Source organism: Vibrio sp. BS-M-Sm-2 (assembly GCF_041504345.1).
GTDB lineage: Bacteria > Pseudomonadota > Gammaproteobacteria > Enterobacterales > Vibrionaceae > Vibrio > Vibrio satsumensis.
On record NZ_CP167895.1, the window covers coordinates 1,618,433 to 1,638,024 of the forward strand.

Genomic DNA, 19,592 nt, shown 5'->3' on the forward strand with positions numbered 1-19,592 from the left:
CCAAGAGAGATGATTCGCTCTAATACCACCACGAACAAGGAAGAAAATGTACACATTCGTTGCAGACAAGCTTGATGTAGTTTACTTATCCGCAATTCCTGAAAATCATATGCTTCAGGACTGTGACGTGCCTGAAGAAGAAATCGAGCTCCGAGAGATCATTGAAATTTGGTACGAATTTTCATTCCTGCCCGCTTTCAACCTGCAGAAAATTGAAATCGCTAATAAACCAGAGCTTACAATCATACAAACACACGTTTTGAACAATGATGCGAGCACTCTCGCCTTTCTATTAAAAAATCGAGTTTATCGCGCTGCGTTAAATAGAATGCTCAGCGTTTGGACATTAGAGCCCTCCGTAAAAAACGCACTGAAGCAACTTCTATTAGAAGCAAAACAAGATAAAGATCATCCTCATTAACTCAGCTTTTTAAGCTATTCATCAATAAGCATAAAAAGTAAACCTACTGATAATCACTATACATTGTTAGAAATGGATTCCTTTTATAGGTAAGCTACAGAATCACAAGAAGTTATACCCCTCCCACACTTCCATTAAATTTACCGTTCCAAAGTTTCAATATCGCTTTTTTTATTCTACTGTTTTTATATAAAACAGTTGGATGGATCCTTTATATGGCGATTACGGTCTGGAATAACCTTTCAGTCAAACATAAACTCTTTGGCTTAGTTCTACTTCCCATTTCACTACTGCTTTTCCTTGCTGGCAGACAAGCATATATCTTGACGACTCAGTTAACCGATTTCGAACGAACAAATCAGTTATCTGTTTATCTTCAAGATATTTCCGTTCTCTATCGGAGCACTTTGGCCTCTAGTCCAGAAGAGTTCGCAAGGCAAAGTAGCCAAGTTAAAGCAGAACTAAAAAACCTATCTCCCACTATTTTCTTGCGTACTTCAAGTGAGATGGACCAGCTTGTTGCCGACTTCAGCGAAGCTACTCTATCGACAATGGAAGCCACTGACAGTTACGACAAATTAGATGCCCTTGAGTGGCAGAGCGATTTATACAAACAGCTGCTCCTTGAAATAGAAAAAGTCCCATTTGAAAACACCAAACGTGAAATTCAGCAACACCTCACCGCACTACAACAACTTGAATGGTTGATGTTTTGGTCAAACGAGGAATTCAAGCTGGGTACTTCTCTGATTGAAATATTCCAAACTAGCCAAGAGTACGACCCCGAACTTGCTGAACAAATCAAAACCTTGAGCGAAAGACAGCAATTGTTTCTAGAACGTTTTGTTTCATTGAATGCCAACGAACATCAAGTGTCGCTGATGGTTGAAGTCTTCAGAAACGATGTGTTTGCTCAAAGCCAAGAGATCAGAAACGCATTACTCGACCTAAACGCCATCAACCAACTGACACCTCAAGAGGTTTCTATTGGGTTAGAAGCGATGAGTGCTCGACTCAGCTTATTACAAAGCCTCGGCACTGTTATCAAGCAAGAGTTCCAACAAGAAGTTGAGCAAGCGATCTCAGACGCGCAAGTACAACGAACACTGTTTATCTCCATCGTTGCCCTACTCGCTACCATTGTCATGGGGTTAACCCTAAGCTTAGCGAGACAAGTAACCAACAACCTAGGCTTGATACTTAAGTTCTTGAAGAGTGAAAACGATGAAACACGCCCTTCTTTAGACAAGCTCATTCAGGGTAAAGACGAACTCAGCCTATTTGCTCAACAAGTTGAACGGCTAACCATTGAAAGAGAACACGCTAAGGAAAGGTTAACGCTTGCTAAAGAAGACGCAGAGCGCGCCAAAGAAGACGCGGAAGAAGCGAAGGACCACGCGATACAAGCCAGTAAGGCCAAAAGTAGCTTCTTGGCTAACATGTCACACGAAATTCGTACCCCATTGAATGGGGTTATCGGCATCTCAGAAATCCTGTCAGATACACCGCTCACACCAACCCAACGAGATTACGTCGATACCATTGAGACCTCATCTCAACTGCTTCTAAGCCTTATCAACGACATTTTAGACTTCTCTAAGATTGAATCTGGCATGCTATTAATCAGCCCGCATTCCGCATCCGTCAGAGAATCGATATACGACATAGCCTCGATTGTGGCGCCAAAAGCGAAAGAACAAAAAATAGAAATTAATGTTGATATCAGCCCAGACACACCGGCACGCGTGATGATAGACGATCACCGTTTAAGACAGATCTTGATGAACTTTATGTCGAATGCAGTGAAGTTTACTGCAGAAGGCGGCGTCACCCTATCAATCCAAACGTTCAACAAGTCAGAAAACAGTGTCACCCTTAGATTTGGTGTACGAGACACCGGTATTGGGATCGACAAACAACAACAGAAACAAATATTCGAACCCTTTGCTCAAGAAGATGATTCAACCACACGCCAATTCGGAGGTACTGGTCTTGGCCTAGCCATCAGCACACAGTTGGTTGAACTTATGGGTGGCCAGATTCAGCTCGACTCCGTCAAGGGCGAAGGCAGCTGTTTCTACTTCGACTTAGAATTACCCGTCGATATTATGCTACCGAAACCAAGTACAGCAACGTCTGATATTTATGTGCTGGGTAACGAAAACATACTGACTAAACGAATAGAATGGGATCTTAACCTTTATGGCTTAAAAGTGACTCAGCGAACGAACGACACTGCTGTAATTACATCACAACTCGCCACTCAAAAACACACTAAACCTATCACTGTCGTTTTCGCTGAAGATGACGCATTCCTAGCTAACTCCCACGCCGATAACTTAGCTAAGCTGTACCAAAGCGGCATCACTATCTGTTTGATACGTTCCTTCTTAAGTGAGCCAGCGGATCTTGGTAACAGCGTTACAGCACAAGTCGCACAGCCCCTACTCGGCTTGCGTTTAATTAAAGCTATTGAGCTTTGTGATACGCGAGGTTTGGCGGAACTATCAGAGGCAAGCCGGCCACCAGTAGAGATTCAACACAAAATCCTCATCGTTGAAGACAACAAGATCAACCAGAAGATTGCTGGGCTTCATGTTGGAAAAAGTGGATTTGAATTTGAGTTTGCGAATAACGGCCAAGAAGCTGTGGACATGTTTACCGCAAACCCACATTACGCCGCCATTCTTATGGATTGTATGATGCCCGTTATGGACGGCTTTGAAGCAACAGGCAACATTCGCCGAGTTGAAAAAGAGACCAATGCTACGCGACGCATCCCTATCATCGCTCTTACTGCCAGTGTGATTGATGACGATATTCAAAAGTGTTTCGATGTGGGTATGGACGACTACGTGCCAAAACCATTCAAATTCGAGATGTTGAAAGAGAAAGTGCTCGCAGCTGTAGAAGCAATGCCACTGCCGGCAACACACAATACAGCGCCAGCGACAAACTCAATCGTTACCCCTATTCATAATGCTGCCCCTACAATTCAAGCGGCTAAAACTACGCTGCCGGAGGAGCATCAAGAAGAGCCAGTACCAAGCAAGTCTGAAAAGATTCTGTTGGTAGAAGACAATCGTGTAAACCAAAAAGTGGCGTCAGTCATGCTTAAGAAAGCAGGATATACCTTTGAAATTGCGGACAACGGACAGATCGCCGTTGATATGTATCAGAACGACAGTAGCTTCGACATTATTTTAATGGACTGCATGATGCCTGTGATGGATGGTTTCACCGCAACCAGGGAGATTAGAGAACACGAGAAAAACTTTGGCTTAACAAAGACTCCTATCATCGCGTTAACCGCTAGTGTAATTGATGATGATATTCAAAAGTGCTTTGATTCCGGAATGGATGGGTACGTCGCGAAACCCGTAAGAAAAGAAAAGCTATTCCACCAAATAGAAAGTGCGACTTGTTAGGAGAAACTAATGGATTGGATCAAAACAGTGAAATCACTCCAGTGCAGAGTTCTGCTACGAGCAGTTCTAGGGTTATTCGGAAGTTTACTTATTTTCAACCCTGCTCATGCCACTGAAGATTACGCAATATTTACTTTAGACACAGGGTTTGAAGAGATATCGATAAACAAAGCGAGAAAGCTATATAGAGGTAAAACTAAACGCCTCAATGGCAAGCGTGTTGAACTGTCTGATTGGCCTGAGAACAGCACCGAAAGAGGAGAGTTTTATCAGCTTTTGCTTGGGAAAAATGCAGCTCAAATGAACGCTCACTGGGCTGGCTTATCTTTTTCTGGAAAAGCGCGTTACCCAAGAGAAATCAAAACGGCATCAACCGATAGCTTAGTGGACTGGCTGGATGACAAACCAAACCGTATTGGTTACTCCCCACTCTCTTCGGTTCCTCAAAATGCCAACGTTCTCTACATTATAAATTCGGAGAAATAATATGAAAAAGATAATTACGTCAGTGCTATGTGCTTCGATTTCCTCTCCGGCTTTTGCGATTATTGAACTTACCGATAATTTGTCATTAAGTGGCTTTGGGTCAACATCTTGGGCGAAATCAGACAATGATAATCCACTCATCATTAACCGAGGCTTTACTGATGAGAGCTGCTACGACTGTGATACCACATTTGGCGTTCAATTAGACTACTTTTACAACTCATTCAAAGCCTCTGTTCAAGTGGTGAAAGCCCCCCAATACGATTGGAGTGACCCTCAGCTTGAGTGGGCTTACCTTGGCTATGAATTCAATGACTTTGATGTCAGCATCGGTCGATTGAGACTGCCACTGTTTCTTACCTCTGAGTACTATTATGTCGGCCAAGCCTACATGACAGCGAGGCCACCGACAGAAGTATATAACGCCGTATTGGGTATCACCGCATTTAACGGGATTAAAGTCAGCTGGACTCACGATGTGAGTGATGAGGCAACGCTGTTACTCTCCCCTTTCTTCGGCGTAAAAGACAAAAACGAAGTCGATTTTAATTCGAGTACAGAACTGGAGTTTGAAACCAACCGCATGTTTGGTGCCAACCTTCAGTTAAGTGGAGAGAACTATCGTTGGAATTTGTCATTCCTCGATTCCAACTTTGATCAGACTGTAAAGATTAAAAACGTTGGTGCGCTGCCTACTGCAGACAACCAACACATCCAGCTTTGGTCTTTGGGTGCTGAGTATGAATTTAGTCAAGCGGTACTATCAAGTGAAGGACAAATCAGTGACTTCTCTTCATCAATGTATGCAAGTTTGGGCTACAGATTGAATTCGTTTACGCCTTATGTCGTTTACGGTGCAGAATTTGACTCAAACGAACACCTTACAGGCAACAGCTATTTGATTGGTATCGATTACGACGTATTGCCGAACGTTTCTATCAATGGTGAAGTACAATACTTTGAAGCTCGTAAGTCAAATGGAGCCTTTATCGAGGACTTCAATCCACTGACAGGCTTTGATGATAAAGATGCCGTGCTCTATACCATTATGCTGAGTTTCGTGTTCTAACCTAGAATTAAACAATCACCGTAAAAAAGCCCAAGCTAATCACTCTACCTTGGGCTTTTTTATCGCAGTCATTCTTCATTCCAACCTGTCGAAACATAAACCATAACTATCGTTTCAATGGTGAATATTGAGATGGTTTTATTCCAATGTCAGAGCGGTCAGCATTGTGTAAAAAGGCTGCAAACTCACGAACCTCACCGCCCTCACTCGGTCAATCTTAGAGTGAATAAACAGATACCTTAAACGGAGAACGCATGCGTATAGCAACTTTATCTTTAAGCTTGGTTTCAGCGGTGGGTTTTGCTGCTGAGCCCAGCCCTTTCCCAATCATGCCGAATACTGAAGGTGACAAATTCATGGTTAGTGCGACAAACCCCTATGTCAGCAGCACTGGCTATTCGATACTGAAACAAGGCGGTAATGCCATCGACGCCATGGTGGCGATGCAAATGACCATGTCAGTCGTCGAGCCCGATATGACGGGGATTGGTGGCGGGACGTTTGCTTTGTTTTATCAACATGACAAAGACCAATTCCTCGCAATCGATGGGCGTGACGAAGCGCCCTCAAGTGCGACTCCAGATATGTTTATGGAAGATGGTAAGGCACTCAGTCGAAATGAGATTTTAGGGCCAAGATCTGTCGCGGTACCGGGTACGCTTCGTTTGCTCTATAGCTCTCATCAAGAATACGGAAAGCTACCTTGGTCTGAGTTGGTGCAGCCTGCGATTGAGCTTGCCAGTAAAGGTTATGCAATGAACAGTTACACCTATGACATTGTGGTTCGTGAGCAAAACCGTTTAATTGAAGATCCAGAAATCAAAGCGCTCTATTGGGATAACGACGAAATCAAACCGACGGGCACCTTGATGACCAATCCAAAGCTTGCCAATACGTTGACCAATATTGCGCAACAAGGTGACAAATATCTTTATGGTGGAGAGTTTGGTAAGAACATTGTCGAAACGGTCAACAGTCGCATCGATTCAGACCACGCAAAATTATCCATTGAAGACTTTGAACAGTACCAAATCAAAAAGCGTGACGTCATTGAGAGCGACTATCGTGGTAACAAGATCGTATCCTTTGGTTACCCTGCCTCTGGTGGCGTGATGGTTGCTCAAAGCCTTGAAATGTTAGAAGCCTATAACTTAGCCGACATGTCTAAAACCGATGTTGAACCGTGGCGCTTGATGACCGAAGCCATGAGAATAGCCAAAGCCGATCGCATCGCTTATGCCGGTGACCCAGATTACATCGAAGTGCCAGTTGCAGCCCTACTCGACAAAGCCTACATCGATGGGCGACGTAAGCTCATTCCAGAGACTGGCATTGCGAAAACAAAACCAAAAGCAGGCAAGCTAACCGATACTGATTACGCTCAGTATCAAGGTTTTGAGAGCCAAGATACCGGGCACATCTCCATCATCGACAAAGACGGGAATGCCATTGCAATGACCAGCACCGTCGGCACAGGCATGGGGTCTGGGCTAATGGTCGATGGCGTGATTCTTAATGCCCAAATGGCAAATTTCTCCACCAAACCCACAATAAACGGTAAACCGACTCAAAACTCTATTGAAGCAGGTAAGCGACCTCGCTCAGCGATCACCCCGCTAATGGTTATGGATAAAAAAGACGACCTGCGTTTAGTGGTAGGTTCTCCTGGTAGCTCACAAATTCCGGGTTACGTGTTGAAAACTGTAGTGGGCATTCTCGATTGGGATCTGTCTGCGCAGGAAGCGATTGACCTGCCGAATATTCAGTATGGCACTAAGATTGATCGAACCAAACCTTATGATCCAACAGGTTTGTTGGTCGAGAAGAAAACCTACGCTGAAATTCTAGTACCAGAGTTCATGCAGCTCGGTTATCAGGTGCATGTCATTCCCGTCGTCAGTGGCTTGAATGCCATTGAAGTCAAAGATGGAAAACTTTATGGCGCAACAGACAGGCGTCGCGCATCCAGTTCAATGGGTGAATAGTTGTTTAACGGGTGAGTAGCTTAACTCACCCATTATAACGGCTCTGATTGGTGTCTTATTCTAGCCACACATTCCGAACCCAGTTCCAAATGCAAAAAACCAGTCGAACGTTTCGACTGGCTTTTCAATAACTCACTTTTAGTTTACCGATTAACACAAATACTACGAACTTGGCGCTACTCGTTTCTCTTTCAGCTGTTCAATCACATAGTCAGGCGCGACTTTACTTAGCTCAATCAAACATTCATCCGTTTTTTCATTGCCGTAACGGACATAAATATCACATACAGCGTAAAGTTGCTCTGGAGAACCAGAGATCAAATACGCTTTCTCAAACGATTTCGTCGATTTGTCGATATCTAGCTCTTCTTGTAATACCCCATTTAGGTACCAGTAATAGCTGTTGTCTTTCGCTAATTCAGCTGCAACTTCAATCTCTTTTGCAGCAGCACCTTTGTCTTCCAGGCGAACCAGAGTCAACGACTTAGAATAATGCAGAGCCGCATTGTCCGGCACGTTCGCTAAACCGCGATCTAATACTTCAACCGCTTGTTGGTCTTTTTTCTGCGCTCGGAAATTATCAGCGTAGCTTAACCAAACTTGCGCTTCTTTTGGATGCGTATTGATCAATTCTAGATAAACCGTTTCCGCCTTATCCCACTCGTTGTGCCAGCGAAGTACATCAGCAAACAGCAGTTGGTATTTTTCAGATTCTTGCGTTTCTAGAAAACTGATCAGCTCTTTTACTGGTGGTTCGATTTGTGCTTTTTGTTGTTCATCTAAGGCATTAAAGTCACGAATTAGATTTGATGTTGCCGTGTGGCGAACCATGGTATCGCTGTCTTTAAGCAACGGAGATACCAATGCCCAGCGATGTTCGAGTTGATAAGGTTCAGAGCCAATCACAGACGCTTCGCGAACTTCAGGGTCTTTATCTTTCAAGCCTCTAGCAACAGCCACCAACGCATTTTGGCTTGGGTAAGCTGCCAATTCTTGCAGCGCACCAGTACGGTTTTCAATAGACTGATTCTGATCTTGCGCCATGTAAGACAACTGTTGAATGCGGGTTTGAGTGTCCGTCATTTCAAGCACTTGATTGATATTTTGTGCTGGTGCATCAACGGTTTGTTGAACGCTATTAGCTGCCATCGCTGACGTTGATAGCAATGCGGACGTTGAGATAAATAAAGCAACCGCTGTCGCTAAACTCTTCTTGATCATAGTATTACCTTAAGCTGGAGAACTTAGCCTGTCCCTAGACTCATATCTGATTAAATTTCGTTAGGATCGATAACTCTAAACCTAGAACTTGACTTAAAACTTAGTCTCAAATGTTGTTTGTTTTGCCAGTTCTGCTCGACGCGCCATCATCACAGAATCACTGTACTTGCCGTGAGCAACAGGGTGCCTCATCGCACGCGCGATATACGCCATCGATTTATCGACATGAGAAAAGAACTTGTGCCAGCCTGCGCATAAATAGTTCAAGCCCGGCTCACCCGCACGAGTTTTAATAAAGCGATTTTTCGGACACTCGCCATGACAAGCAAACTTGTAGTCACATTGCTGACATTGGCTCGTCAGCGTACGTGATTTAGCGAAACCAAATTTCTGTTGTGGTGCACTGTATGCTAGGTCATCAAGCTTTTCGTGATGGATGTTGCCAATTTTATATTCAGGGTAAACGTAGTGGTCACAAGAGAACACATCGCCGTTTGGTTCCATCGCTAAACCTTTACCGCAGATCTCATTCAGGGTGCAAAGCGGGTTTGGGCGACCAATCCACGTTTCTAAGCTCGCTTCAAAATACTGAACAAACACGTTACCGATATCGTGCTTCGCCCACTCATCAAACACAGTAATTAGGAAGTTGCCCCACGCTAAGTCCGAAACACACCATGATTCCATGATCGAATCTTTGTGGCCCGGGATAAGACGCTTGTCACCTTGCTTGAGTTGCTCACTCACTTGAGACGTTTGCGGTGCAACGGTTCTAAAGGTTTTCTGTTCTACGATAGGAATAAACTGCATTTGTGGAGACTTCACCACGTCACGTAGGAAACGATACACTTCGAGTGCATTTTGACTGGTCAGGTTGTTCACACAGGTAAGCGTGGCGAATTTGACTTGGTGCTTGTGCAGCAACTCGACAGCAGCCATCACTTGTTTGAATGTGCCACGACCTGCCCTGTTGACACGATACGCGTTGTGCAGCATTTCAGGACCATCAATACTCAAACCGATCAAGAAGTTGTTCTTCGCAAGAAACTCAGCCCAATCATCATTCAGCAAAGTGCCATTGGTTTGCAGGTCGTTTGAAATCAATACACCTTCAGGTTGGTACTTTTTCTGTAGCTCAACCACGCGTTCAAAATACGCCAAACCTAGCATAGTCGGTTCACCGCCCTGCCATGAGAAGATGATTTCTGGCGTGTTTTGACCTTCGATGTATTGTCGGATGTAAGTCTCTAGCGTCTCATCATCCATTCTTGGAGAACTGCCTTTCTTGTACTCCAATAAATCTTGCTTACTTAGGTAATAACAATATTTACAGTCAATGTTGCATGCTGCGCCAATCGGCTTAGCCATAACATGCAGGCGCTTAGACGCTTTACCGTTATATTGTGGACCTTGAGTAATGTGCATGATTTACCTACCTATCTTAGTGTCTTGTTCCCATCATAATTCCGAATTAAGTCAGTGGCATGTTATACCCTTTATAACCAATAGGAATGACCAAAAACGTTAGAATTACGCCTTATTTCGAACATTTGAGGCACGTGATGAAATTTATCAATTACAAACATTTAGCAGCGGTTAGCGGCGTCACCATGACTATTTTCCTAAGCGGCTGTGCAAGCGTGCCTACACACCCTATCGCTCAAAAAATTGATCAAGAGATGGTGTTGGTTGAAGGCGGAACATTCACCATGGGTTCCAACAGCCCAGAAGCGACCAAAGCAGAACGACCAGCCCGTGATGTAACTGTAGATAGTTTCTACATTGCGAAGTTTGAGGTGACTCAAGAATTGTTCGAATCGGTGATGGGTTCATCTCTCAGTTATTTCCAAAACCCGCAAGTTCCGGTCAATAACCTAAGCTGGCAACAAGCGAACTATTTCGTTGAACAGTTGAATGAATTAACGGGTGAAGAATACCGCTTGCCGACTGAAGCTGAATGGGAATTTGCAGCGAAGGGTGGCAACAAAAGCAAAGGCTATACTTACAGTGGTTCCAACAACTTAGATGATGTTGCGTGGTACTCAGCAAATTCAAAAAATAGCGCGCATCCTGTCGGGCTAAAGAAGCCAAATGAACTAGGCTTATATGACATGACAGGAAACGTTGGTGAGTTTGTCATTGATGCTTTCGATGACACCTTCTACAGATTCGGTCCAACAGACAACCCAAACAATGCTAAACACAGTGACGTTGGTTTATCACACAAATCAGTGCGCGGTGGCAGCTTTGCTTATGACGAAGATGAATCTGAAAGTTACCGTCGTGATTTCGCAAGCCAATCGATCACTATGTCAGACATGGGTCTGCGCCTAGTTAAAGATGCAGACTAACAAAATACCCCATGGTAGCTGAACAACAGACAACCTCTGTTCAGTGGTTAACCCATGACATTTTGAATAACGAAATTACATTGAATAAGGATACTCTATGCAATACACCAAGCTTTCAGGGCTTACACTTGCGTTACTCTGTGCCTTCCCTGCCTCAGCAACAGAAAAGCCAAATCTAGTCCTACAAATCACGGTAGATGGCCTACGAGCAGATCTTATCGAGCGATATAAGCACAACTTCGGTGAAGGCGGTTTCCGGTACTTAATGGATGATGGTACTTACTACACCAATGCGAATTACCAACATGGCAACACGGAAACGATCGTGGGCCATGTGTCGCTTGCAACAGGTGCGCCACCGAGCGTACACGGCATGGTAGGTAACGTTTGGTATGACCGTAGCGAAGAGCGTTTGGTGTATAACGTAGAAGACGGCAACTACAAAATGTTGACCTCTGGCGCGGGTGTCGACAAAGCAACAGAGATCGACCCAACGCAGAAGACAGCACAGGGCGATGGACGTTCTCCTGAGCCAATACTTTCCACCACGTTTGGTGACGAGTTGACGATTTCCAATAGTGGAAAATCAAAAGTGTTCGGTGTATCAGTGAAAGACCGCGGCGCAATCTCATTGGCGGGACACAGTGGTAAAGCCTTCTGGTTCTCCAAAGCGCAATCTGAGTTTGTCACCAGCAACTATTACTACGACGAGTATCCAGATTGGGTATCACGTTGGAACGAGAAAGCAATTGCTGCTCAGTACTCGAAACAGAAGTGGGAGCTCTCGTTACCACGAGAGAAGTACACGCTGCAAGAGCACGATACCGAACACAAAGTGAAACTCGGTGATTTCCAACGCACCTTCCCTCACCCTTATGGCCCTGCAAGTTACAAGTACTACAGCACAACGCTAACCGTTAGCCCGGCCGGTGACGAGATCACAGAAAACTTTGCAAGCACACTGTTGATGCAAGAGAAGCTAGGCCAAGGTGAAGTGACTGATTATCTGTCTGTGAGTTTCTCATCAAACGACTACGTGGTGCACTTATACGGCCCGGAAAGCCTAGAAACAGAAGACAACCTAATTCGACTTGATAAGACGATCGCCAAGCTTCTTAAAACCGTTGATAACCAAGTCGGTCTAGAAAATACATTAATTGTGTTGTCTGCCGATCATGGAGTACCTGAATCTTCACCTGCGGCAAATGCGCTTGGCTTTAATCAAGCTCAATACTTCAATAAAGACACATTGCTCTCGAGTGGCGTAGAAAAAAGATTGAAGGATCAATTTGGTTTATCCAAAGACGCCATTCGCTTGTATGCACAGCCTTATATCTATCTGAATCACGATTTAATCGCAGAGAAGAAACTTGACCTAGCTAAAGTGCAGGAAGCGATCGCCGATGAAATAGCAAAAGTGAAGGGTGTGGCGTTTGCAGTATCAAGCAGCGATATTGCAGCGAACCGAGTGCCTGATACTCATGTGATGCAGCTAATCAAAAACAACTACCACCCTGCTCGTTCTGGTGACGTGTATGTGGTATTTGCACCGCGTAGTTACATTAACGACATGGAAGGCCTTCAAATAGCCTCTACACATGGCTCGCCATGGAAGTACGATACGCATGTGCCTGTAATCTTCGCAGGCTACGACGTTGAAGCTCAGAAGATCTCGCGGGCAATCACGCCATACGACATTGCGCCAACACTTTCGAACAAACTGGGGATAACCCAACCAAGTGGATCAATTGGAGAGGTGTTACAAGAGGTCACTGAGTAGAGTATACCTCTAAGGTTTCGTGAGCTAGATTTCGAATCCAGCACCCACTCATTAAAAGAGTCGTTTATCATATTCAGACTGATTCAGTCGAAACAGATAAGCGGCTCTTTTTGATTGCCTGTATTTAAGCCTTAGCCGATTAACGTATGTTAGTGCTTGGGATAACTGCTATTCGTACAAATATTTTCCATTACACCCCCGTTAGAGCCTAACTTGATATGTCTTTTGCTGCCGCCTTGATCTTAGCGCGCAACCATTTGTGGCTTGGCTCATTGGTACGGCTTGGGTGCCAAATCATGCACATATCGAGATCGTCGAGTTCAAAAGGTAAAGGCAGCGTTCTAACATCATATTTTCCAGAAAAACAGCGTACAGATGACATTGGGAGCATACCGATGGAATTTGAGCCCTCTATAACAGGAAGCATCTCTACGACACCCGCAGCTCGATAGATTACTTTGCGTTTCTCAAGGTCACTAAAATGTTCTGAACTTAGTAGACTCCTTCGAGCGTGCCATCGCGAAACAACGACATGCTCTAAGGCTAGAAACTGCTCCATATCGATGGTATCACCTATCGTCGGGTGATCTGAGCGACACACCACGACTAACTCTTCGCTAGCAATCACTTCATGCTTGAGCATAGTTCGACCCCTTGGGGTCATATCGATGATCACATCATGTCTTTGAAGCCTAAGGTCTGACTCGTAGTCCTCTGTAAACAAGGGATGGACTTCCAAGGCAATACCTGGTGCAACTTGACTGATCAACTGCATGACTCTTGGTACCATTTCGTAGCTAGCCGCCGAGACGCAGGCAATTGAAAACACTCGGCCTGAAGTTTTAGGGTCGAAGTCTCTTGATGCGGATAAGGTAGAAGTAAAGTTTTTTAGCGCAGCGGCCATTGCAGGATAGATATCAATAGCAAATGTGGTCGGCTCTACGCCAGAAGTGGTTCGGTGAAACAGTGGCTCATCATAGATATCTCTCAACCTTGCAAGCGCTTTACTCACAGCTGGTTGGCTTATATCCATGCGATTAGCAGCTCTTGATAAGTTCTGCTCTTCATAAATAGCGACAAATATAGGAATTAGATTTAGCTCGGTACTTTTCATACAGTTCCATATTAAAGAGGCAGGTTCCCTATAGTAGAGAACCTGCCGATTATGTTCGATGCGAATGACTAAAGTTTGCTACTTAGTTCTATCTTTTAAGTCTGGCAAAGCTTTAGGGATTTTCAATCGGTCGACAATTGAGCGAGAATTGCTCGGTTTTGATTTATCATCGGGTAAGTGACCTAAGCCTTTCCATAAACGAGTAAATACGTTTTTGTCTTCGCGCCCTTGTTGAAGGGCTTCGCTATCCTCTAGCCAACGCTTTTGTCCATTCAATTTACCAAGTTGCACTTTATCCAGTTCTAGTTGAGAGGTTTCGTTTCGTAATTGACGATAGATAAAGGTTCTCAATGCAGACCAATTACCTTGCTTAAGCAAACGACGGAATACCAACCAACTCGGTGTTGGTCGGTTCTTGTAATAACGCTTCAAAGACACAAACAACGCAACACACAACACCAATGCCAAACCCACACTGATAAAGACTGACATATAAGCCTTGATGAAGGATTGGAGCGTGTGCTTGGCTTCAAACACATTCCCTTTTATCACCACGGTTTCAAGGCGCTGATTCTTGCTGTTCCACCACTGGAATGAGAAGTCTGGCAAGGTAAATTCGCCACCTTGTTGAATCACATAAACCGTTTCTTCAACTCGGCTAGAACGATAATCTCCACGTTCTTGTGTATCGTCTAAACGATTTGGCTGTGGGTAAGCTTGATATTGCTGAGTCGATTCATTGTTTAACACATCTGGCAGTAACACAGACAAGCTGTCTTTGGCCTTGATGGTTACCGTTCGAGTAATGGCATCGCCTACTTTTAAGTTTTCACTCGAGCGTTGCCATTGTTGCTCTGTATCTACTTCTGTTGCAGAAAACCAAGGCGATTCATCACTTAATAAACCTGAAGGTAGTGAGGTTTCAAACTTAATCGGCTGCGTGTAAAGCGTGCCGCCAACGTTAGAACCATCAGGTGCAGAAACTTGGACGCGAACCGGCACGGTTGGAATGACAAACTCGCCAGAAGTCATCGGATAGAGCGTCACTTCCCATCGTTGACGTGACCATGTAGTACCGCCGACTCTTTCTGTATAGTTCGTCGCGAGTTGGTTACGCTGCTTAGCGATCACGTTAGGGATTTCGATACTGCCAATTCGAGTGCCGCCAGTTAACCAGCGCGGTGTCGCCACCTCAATGTTCAGAATGACCTGCTCATTTACGCTGACTTTGGTCGGCGTTATCTTGTCGCCTGACTTGGGTTTCTCACCTACCCAAGCGATAAGCTCAACGTCACCACTTTTTTGTAGATCGAAGATGTCAGTAGCAGAAGCAAATGCAGAAAAAGCAGTGCTAAACAGCAAAACCATCGACACAAGCAAGGTCTTGGTTAAGTTCAACGACTTTGCCCACCCTACCTTTACTTGAACCAATTCAAGAGTTAAATCATATCGACTCATTGTGCTTGCTCCTGTTTTTGCGTCTGTTCGATAGACGGTGCAGGATCTCTTAACTGAATTTGAAATTTCGACTTTAAGAAGAACTTAGGATCCGCTTCAACGCGTTTTAACCACTTGTCGGCAAGCTCTTGGCTGCCCAATATTTCATTGGCGTTAAGCGTTTCCTTGAGCATCAATTCGGCTACCGTTTCTTCTTCAGCGCCATCACCCGTTCGCGGCTGATCATCTTCGAGTTCTAAAGATTCTTCAGGACCATCTGTGGTTCCAGATTGGCTTTCGCTGGTTCGGTTTACCTCTTCGACAATCCCGCTAAGCACTGCGAGGTTATTTTCCACATCCGTTCTCAGTTCTGGAGACAAGTCCCCTTTTTCACTTAATGACTTCAAAAGGTCTCTAGCAGCAAGATATTCACGCTGCCTGGCTAACGCGCTCGCTGCATTGTACAAACCAAGGTCAGTTTTGGTTTGCAAAAATGCACTGTGAGCTAGCTTAAAATCACGAGCATAGTAGTAAGCCGCGCCCTTTCGCATTGGGTCAGTAAAATGTTTGGCAGCTTGAAGGTACTCCTTTTGATTCAACAAACGTTGACCTTGTTGGTCGGGCGTTAGCCATAAGTCCCACCACCATTGAGCTGTTTTATCCCAAGCTGTAAGCGACTCCACCACGATTGGTTTCTCAGCCGTTAAGTTGACTGTTTTCGCAAAAGTATTTGGTGAATAGATGCTGCCTGAAATCATCATGCCAACGACACACCACTGCACCAACCACCCTTTTCTGAACCACAACAACATAATGATCGCCATTGGAATAAGCAGGCCATAGCCCATGTCTTTCCATGGCATAGAAGATTCACCGTTAAGTTGCATGTTTCTTTCAACAGCTTGATTCAACTGTTGAATATCCGAATCGTCAACGGTCACCTCAATCACTCGACCACCTGTCTTATTCGCCAAATTACGCAATGAATCGAGGTCGACTGGATTATCGCTCACCACATTGCTGTTTCCTGCGGCCAGAATGAGCAACTGATACGGATTGTCGTTAAAGAAACTCTCATACGCCCTAATGGTGCTTGGGTTTACACCATCTGATACCAACAGTACAGAAGAGCCTAACTCACCAGACAATTGCTGATTAATTAGTGGCAACGCTGCTTCTGCTGACTTACCTGATACTGGCATAATGTCGGGTGTGATAGCCGCTAGAAACGGTTCGAATACTTTGCTGTCTTGCGTAACGGGCATTGCCACGTGTGCGCTCCCTGCGTAAACCACTAAGCCCGTAGTGCCGCCTTTGCGAGCTGCTAGTAAGTCTCTAATTTTCTGCTTAGATCGCTCCAAACGACTCGGAGGTAAATCTTTAGCGAGCATGGATTCACTATTATCGAGCACAACCAACATCGACGCTTTGTCTTCACCAAAAGGCGAAGCCTCATGCTGCCATGTTGGGCCAGAACAGATAATGATCGCGACAGTCACAATCACCACCAATAGCTTCAACGGTAATTGCTTACGCCACCCTGTTTCGCCAATGGTCAATGCATCGCGTAAATGTGCAGGTAGAATGTCTTTCCACGTTGGTTTGGTCTCTTCTCTCCAACGAACCCATAACAGGAAGAACATCGGAATAAAGGCCAACAACCACAAAGGTCGGATAAAATGAAACTGGGTAAAGAACTGTTGTAGAGTGAGAGAATCAGGCATCATCCTCTCCTTTCAATTTTTTAGTTTTAGAAGCCAAAAGCGACCTTCTACGTAAAGTCGCCAGACTAAAGGCAGTCAGATACATCACAACAACAATCGCCATTAAGTAATGGTGCAGCCCCTGTTTAGGACGATAAGTGGTACTTTCATATAATTGTGGTTCTAGCTCACCAATCTGAGCGTAGGCTTTGGTCAGTTCGTCGCGGTTAAGCGCCTCAAAGGCTTCGCCACCAGACTCTTGAGCCACTCGTTTGATGGTTTCCATATCCAAAGCCACTTCACCAACGGTTTGTGGGTCACCCATGGCGATCACGTGAATACGAACGCCTTTCGCCTTCGCAACTTTGGCTGCATCAATCGGTTCAACAAAGCTTCCAGTATCATTACCGTCGGTTAGTACGATCACGACCTTCTCTTTTTCGTTGGCATCAACACTCGAATCTTGAACGGCAGCACTTTGCTTTTCGCTTTGTTCAAACACCTTAATCGCCAAGCCAATTGCATCACCTAAGTGGGTACTTTGGCCTGCCATCGCAACATCAGTTTGATTAAGTAGTTCAAGCCATACATCTTGGTCTGCAGTAAATGGCGTCTGCACAAACGCAGCATCACCAAACAAGATCAAACCGAGTCGGTCACCTTTTCTGGTTTTTGCAAAGTCAGCTAACACTTCTTTGGTCGCATCTAAGCGAGAAATTTTATCGCCTTGCTTAGAGGTAAAGTCTTGCTCTGCCATCGAGCCCGACAAATCGACCACCACCATCACATCCCGACCTAATTGTTCGCGAACCTGTGGCTCACCAAGAATGGTTGGTTTCGCTAACGCGCACACGACCAATATCCAAGTAATAATGAGCGTGGTTCGTTGCCACCAGCTTGGTGTTAACTGGCTTGCACCTTCTGACGGTGCTTCCCCAATTGCTTCAACCAATTCTCGAAAAAATGGCACTTTAATCGCCATTTGCTTAGTCCGATAAGCTGGCACGGCAAAATAGACCAATAACGGCAAAGGCAACGCGATAAACCACAGCGGATGCGCAAATTCAAAGCTGGCAGATAAAACATCAAACATTATCTTGCCCCTCTACCGTAACTTGTACATTCGACTTGTGAAGTTTTAACCACATCATCGCGGTTTGAATCACCTCTAAACGCTGTTCAAAGCTCAAACGCACATTAGGGTCAATTAGGCTCTGCATCCATAATTCCGAGACTTCATCAGCAAAGAACGCATTGCTGTTTTCACTGGTGTTAGCGCTAACAGGCAGATAAGCGTTCAGACGGTTCACATAAGCTTGGCCAAACAACTTGGCATTACTGCTGTCTAGGTAGCGAAGTACCACTTTCAGTACTTTAAAAGTTCGCTCGGTTGAATTTTTGTCTCGTGCATCCAATACCATAAGCTCTTGAAGAGCTTCTTTTCGATAACGGTTATTCCACCATCTCTGCGCCAAACGATAAGCCAGATAGATAGCGACCAATAACAGAATAACGCCGAGGGTCTTCCAGCCGATCGTTTGAGGAGCCCAGCTCACACTGTCAGGAATCGCTACATCGTGCAGTTCGCGGAGGATATAAGTACTTGGGGGCGTATGTTCAACAGCCATTTAGCGACCTCCCACTAGCTTCTGCAGCTGTGATATGTGATTGCCCGACGTGTCTAATTCAATATAAGGGAGTTTTTTCATCGCCATCAATTTAGCAAGGGACTGTTTCTGAAGTGCCGCTTTCTGAGCAAGACTTTCACTTGCGAGGTTTACCTTAGATTGGCTATCCAGATTAAGTTGAAAGCGACCATCACCCACCACCCAGTTTGCGCTTGCAAGATCTTGAGGTAATGACTGTTCTAATGGATCGGTGACCATAATGGCCAAGATGTCATTGTGTTGCTGTAACTGCTTTAGTCGATCGAGATGTTGTTCTTGGCAGTCTCGCCAGTCACTAATAAATATCAAGGTTGATTGCTTGAGCCTCATTCGCTTAATCAGTTCAATCCACTGGCTAAAACCAACATTATCTCCATCGCTTACCTTGACGCCTAAGCTTTGATTGGCTTTAGTAAGATGTTTTAGCTGAGCCAATAAATCAGATTGAGAACGCTGCGCTTTGGTATGAAAGAGTTTTTGGTGTGAGGCTAAAACGAAGCCTACTCGGTCGCCATCTTTGAGCACACGCCAACCACACAATGCCGCAACTTCGGCTGCGACGACTGACTTCATGGTGTCTTGAGAGGCAAAGAACATTGAGCTGCGCTGATCGACACAGATCATCACATTACGGTCTTTTTCTTCGGTGTAACTGCGAACATGCGGCTTCCCCGTTCGCATGGTGACTTTCCAATCAAGGTTACGAATATCATCACCAAGTTGGTAGTGTCGTAACTCCTCAAAATTCAAACCACGACCACGGAACAAAGAGTTATGTCTACCCGAAAGTACGCTGCCCGCTTTTAAATGAGGTAACAGTGAAAATGACTCAGCTTGAGCCTGAATTCGCACTAACCTTGAATAGTCACAGTAAAGTCGAGGATCAAGGCCTTGCGGTTTAGGAGCTTGTGTTGGCTTCGCCATGACGCC

Annotated in this window: 15 protein-coding genes; 7 read left to right on the forward strand and 8 right to left on the reverse strand. The window is 44.9% G+C overall.

The genetic code is table 11. From position 1 onward, the window contains the following. The first annotated feature begins 46 nt into the window (after window positions 1–46). From AB8613_RS23060 to ggt, 5 genes are all read left to right on the forward strand, one after another. Entirely contained in the window at window positions 47–421 is a 375-nt protein-coding gene (locus AB8613_RS23060; protein WP_372385125.1) for a hypothetical protein, read from the forward strand. A gap of 215 nt (window positions 422–636) precedes the next feature. Further along, window positions 637–3,849 (forward strand): response regulator, encoded by a 3,213-nt coding sequence (locus tag AB8613_RS23065; protein WP_372385126.1) that lies wholly within the window; start codon window positions 637–639, stop codon window positions 3,847–3,849. 9 nt (window positions 3,850–3,858) lie between these two features. Beyond that, on the forward strand, window positions 3,859–4,335 hold the full coding sequence (locus tag AB8613_RS23070) for a hypothetical protein (RefSeq protein WP_372385127.1): 477 nt from the start codon (window positions 3,859–3,861) through the stop codon (window positions 4,333–4,335). 1 nt (window position 4,336) lies between these two features. Beyond that, window positions 4,337–5,404 (forward strand): sulfate ABC transporter permease, encoded by a 1,068-nt coding sequence (locus AB8613_RS23075; RefSeq protein ID WP_285954569.1) that lies wholly within the window; start codon window positions 4,337–4,339, stop codon window positions 5,402–5,404. Window positions 5,405–5,658: 254 nt separating this feature from the next. Beyond that, window positions 5,659–7,389 (forward strand): gamma-glutamyltransferase, encoded by a 1,731-nt coding sequence (gene ggt, locus AB8613_RS23080; protein ID WP_372385128.1) that lies wholly within the window; start codon window positions 5,659–5,661, stop codon window positions 7,387–7,389. 162 nt (window positions 7,390–7,551) lie between these two features. On the opposite strand, the gene AB8613_RS23085 is transcribed toward ggt, so the two are convergent. Further along, window positions 7,552–8,610: a hypothetical protein gene (locus AB8613_RS23085; RefSeq protein WP_372385129.1), complete on the reverse strand. Its 1,059-nt coding sequence runs from the start codon at window positions 8,608–8,610 to the stop codon at window positions 7,552–7,554. Window positions 8,611–8,703: 93 nt separating this feature from the next. Continuing rightward, a complete protein-coding gene (locus AB8613_RS23090; RefSeq protein ID WP_372385130.1) occupies window positions 8,704–10,035 on the reverse strand; it encodes an anaerobic sulfatase maturase in 1,332 nt (443 codons plus the stop codon). 137 nt (window positions 10,036–10,172) lie between these two features. Here AB8613_RS23090 and AB8613_RS23095 point away from each other — a divergent pair, with 137 nt between their 5' ends. Beyond that, window positions 10,173–10,961, forward strand: coding sequence for an SUMF1/EgtB/PvdO family nonheme iron enzyme (locus AB8613_RS23095; protein ID WP_123283918.1), 789 nt, complete (start codon window positions 10,173–10,175; stop codon window positions 10,959–10,961). A 97-nt stretch (window positions 10,962–11,058) separates the two neighbouring features. Further along, a complete protein-coding gene (locus tag AB8613_RS23100) occupies window positions 11,059–12,741 on the forward strand; it encodes an alkaline phosphatase family protein (protein WP_372385131.1) in 1,683 nt (560 codons plus the stop codon). Between the two features lie 208 nt (window positions 12,742–12,949). On the opposite strand, the gene AB8613_RS23105 is transcribed toward AB8613_RS23100, so the two are convergent. From AB8613_RS23105 to AB8613_RS23130, 6 genes are all read right to left on the reverse strand, one after another. Then, a complete protein-coding gene (locus AB8613_RS23105) occupies window positions 12,950–13,855 on the reverse strand; it encodes a LysR family transcriptional regulator (RefSeq protein ID WP_372385132.1) in 906 nt (301 codons plus the stop codon). 78 nt (window positions 13,856–13,933) lie between these two features. Beyond that, window positions 13,934–15,313, reverse strand: a complete 1,380-nt coding sequence (locus tag AB8613_RS23110) for a BatD family protein (protein WP_285954578.1) — start codon at window positions 15,311–15,313, stop codon at window positions 13,934–13,936. Then, complete coding sequence (locus tag AB8613_RS23115; RefSeq protein WP_285954579.1) at window positions 15,310–17,016, reverse strand: VWA domain-containing protein; 1,707 nt, start codon at window positions 17,014–17,016, stop codon at window positions 15,310–15,312. Before AB8613_RS23115 ends, AB8613_RS23110 begins: the two co-directional genes overlap by 4 nt. Further along, the gene (locus AB8613_RS23120) at window positions 17,009–18,088 is read right to left on the reverse strand and encodes a VWA domain-containing protein (RefSeq protein WP_285954580.1); all 1,080 of its coding nucleotides are present in this window, start codon (window positions 18,086–18,088) and stop codon (window positions 17,009–17,011) included. Before AB8613_RS23120 ends, AB8613_RS23115 begins: the two co-directional genes overlap by 8 nt. Continuing rightward, window positions 18,081–18,623, reverse strand: coding sequence for a DUF4381 domain-containing protein (locus tag AB8613_RS23125; RefSeq protein ID WP_372385133.1), 543 nt, complete (start codon window positions 18,621–18,623; stop codon window positions 18,081–18,083). The genes AB8613_RS23120 and AB8613_RS23125 overlap by 8 nt, the downstream gene beginning before the upstream one ends. Beyond that, complete coding sequence (locus AB8613_RS23130) at window positions 18,624–19,586, reverse strand: DUF58 domain-containing protein (protein WP_285954582.1); 963 nt, start codon at window positions 19,584–19,586, stop codon at window positions 18,624–18,626. It abuts the gene before it with no gap. Between the last annotated feature and the right edge of the window lie 6 nt (window positions 19,587–19,592).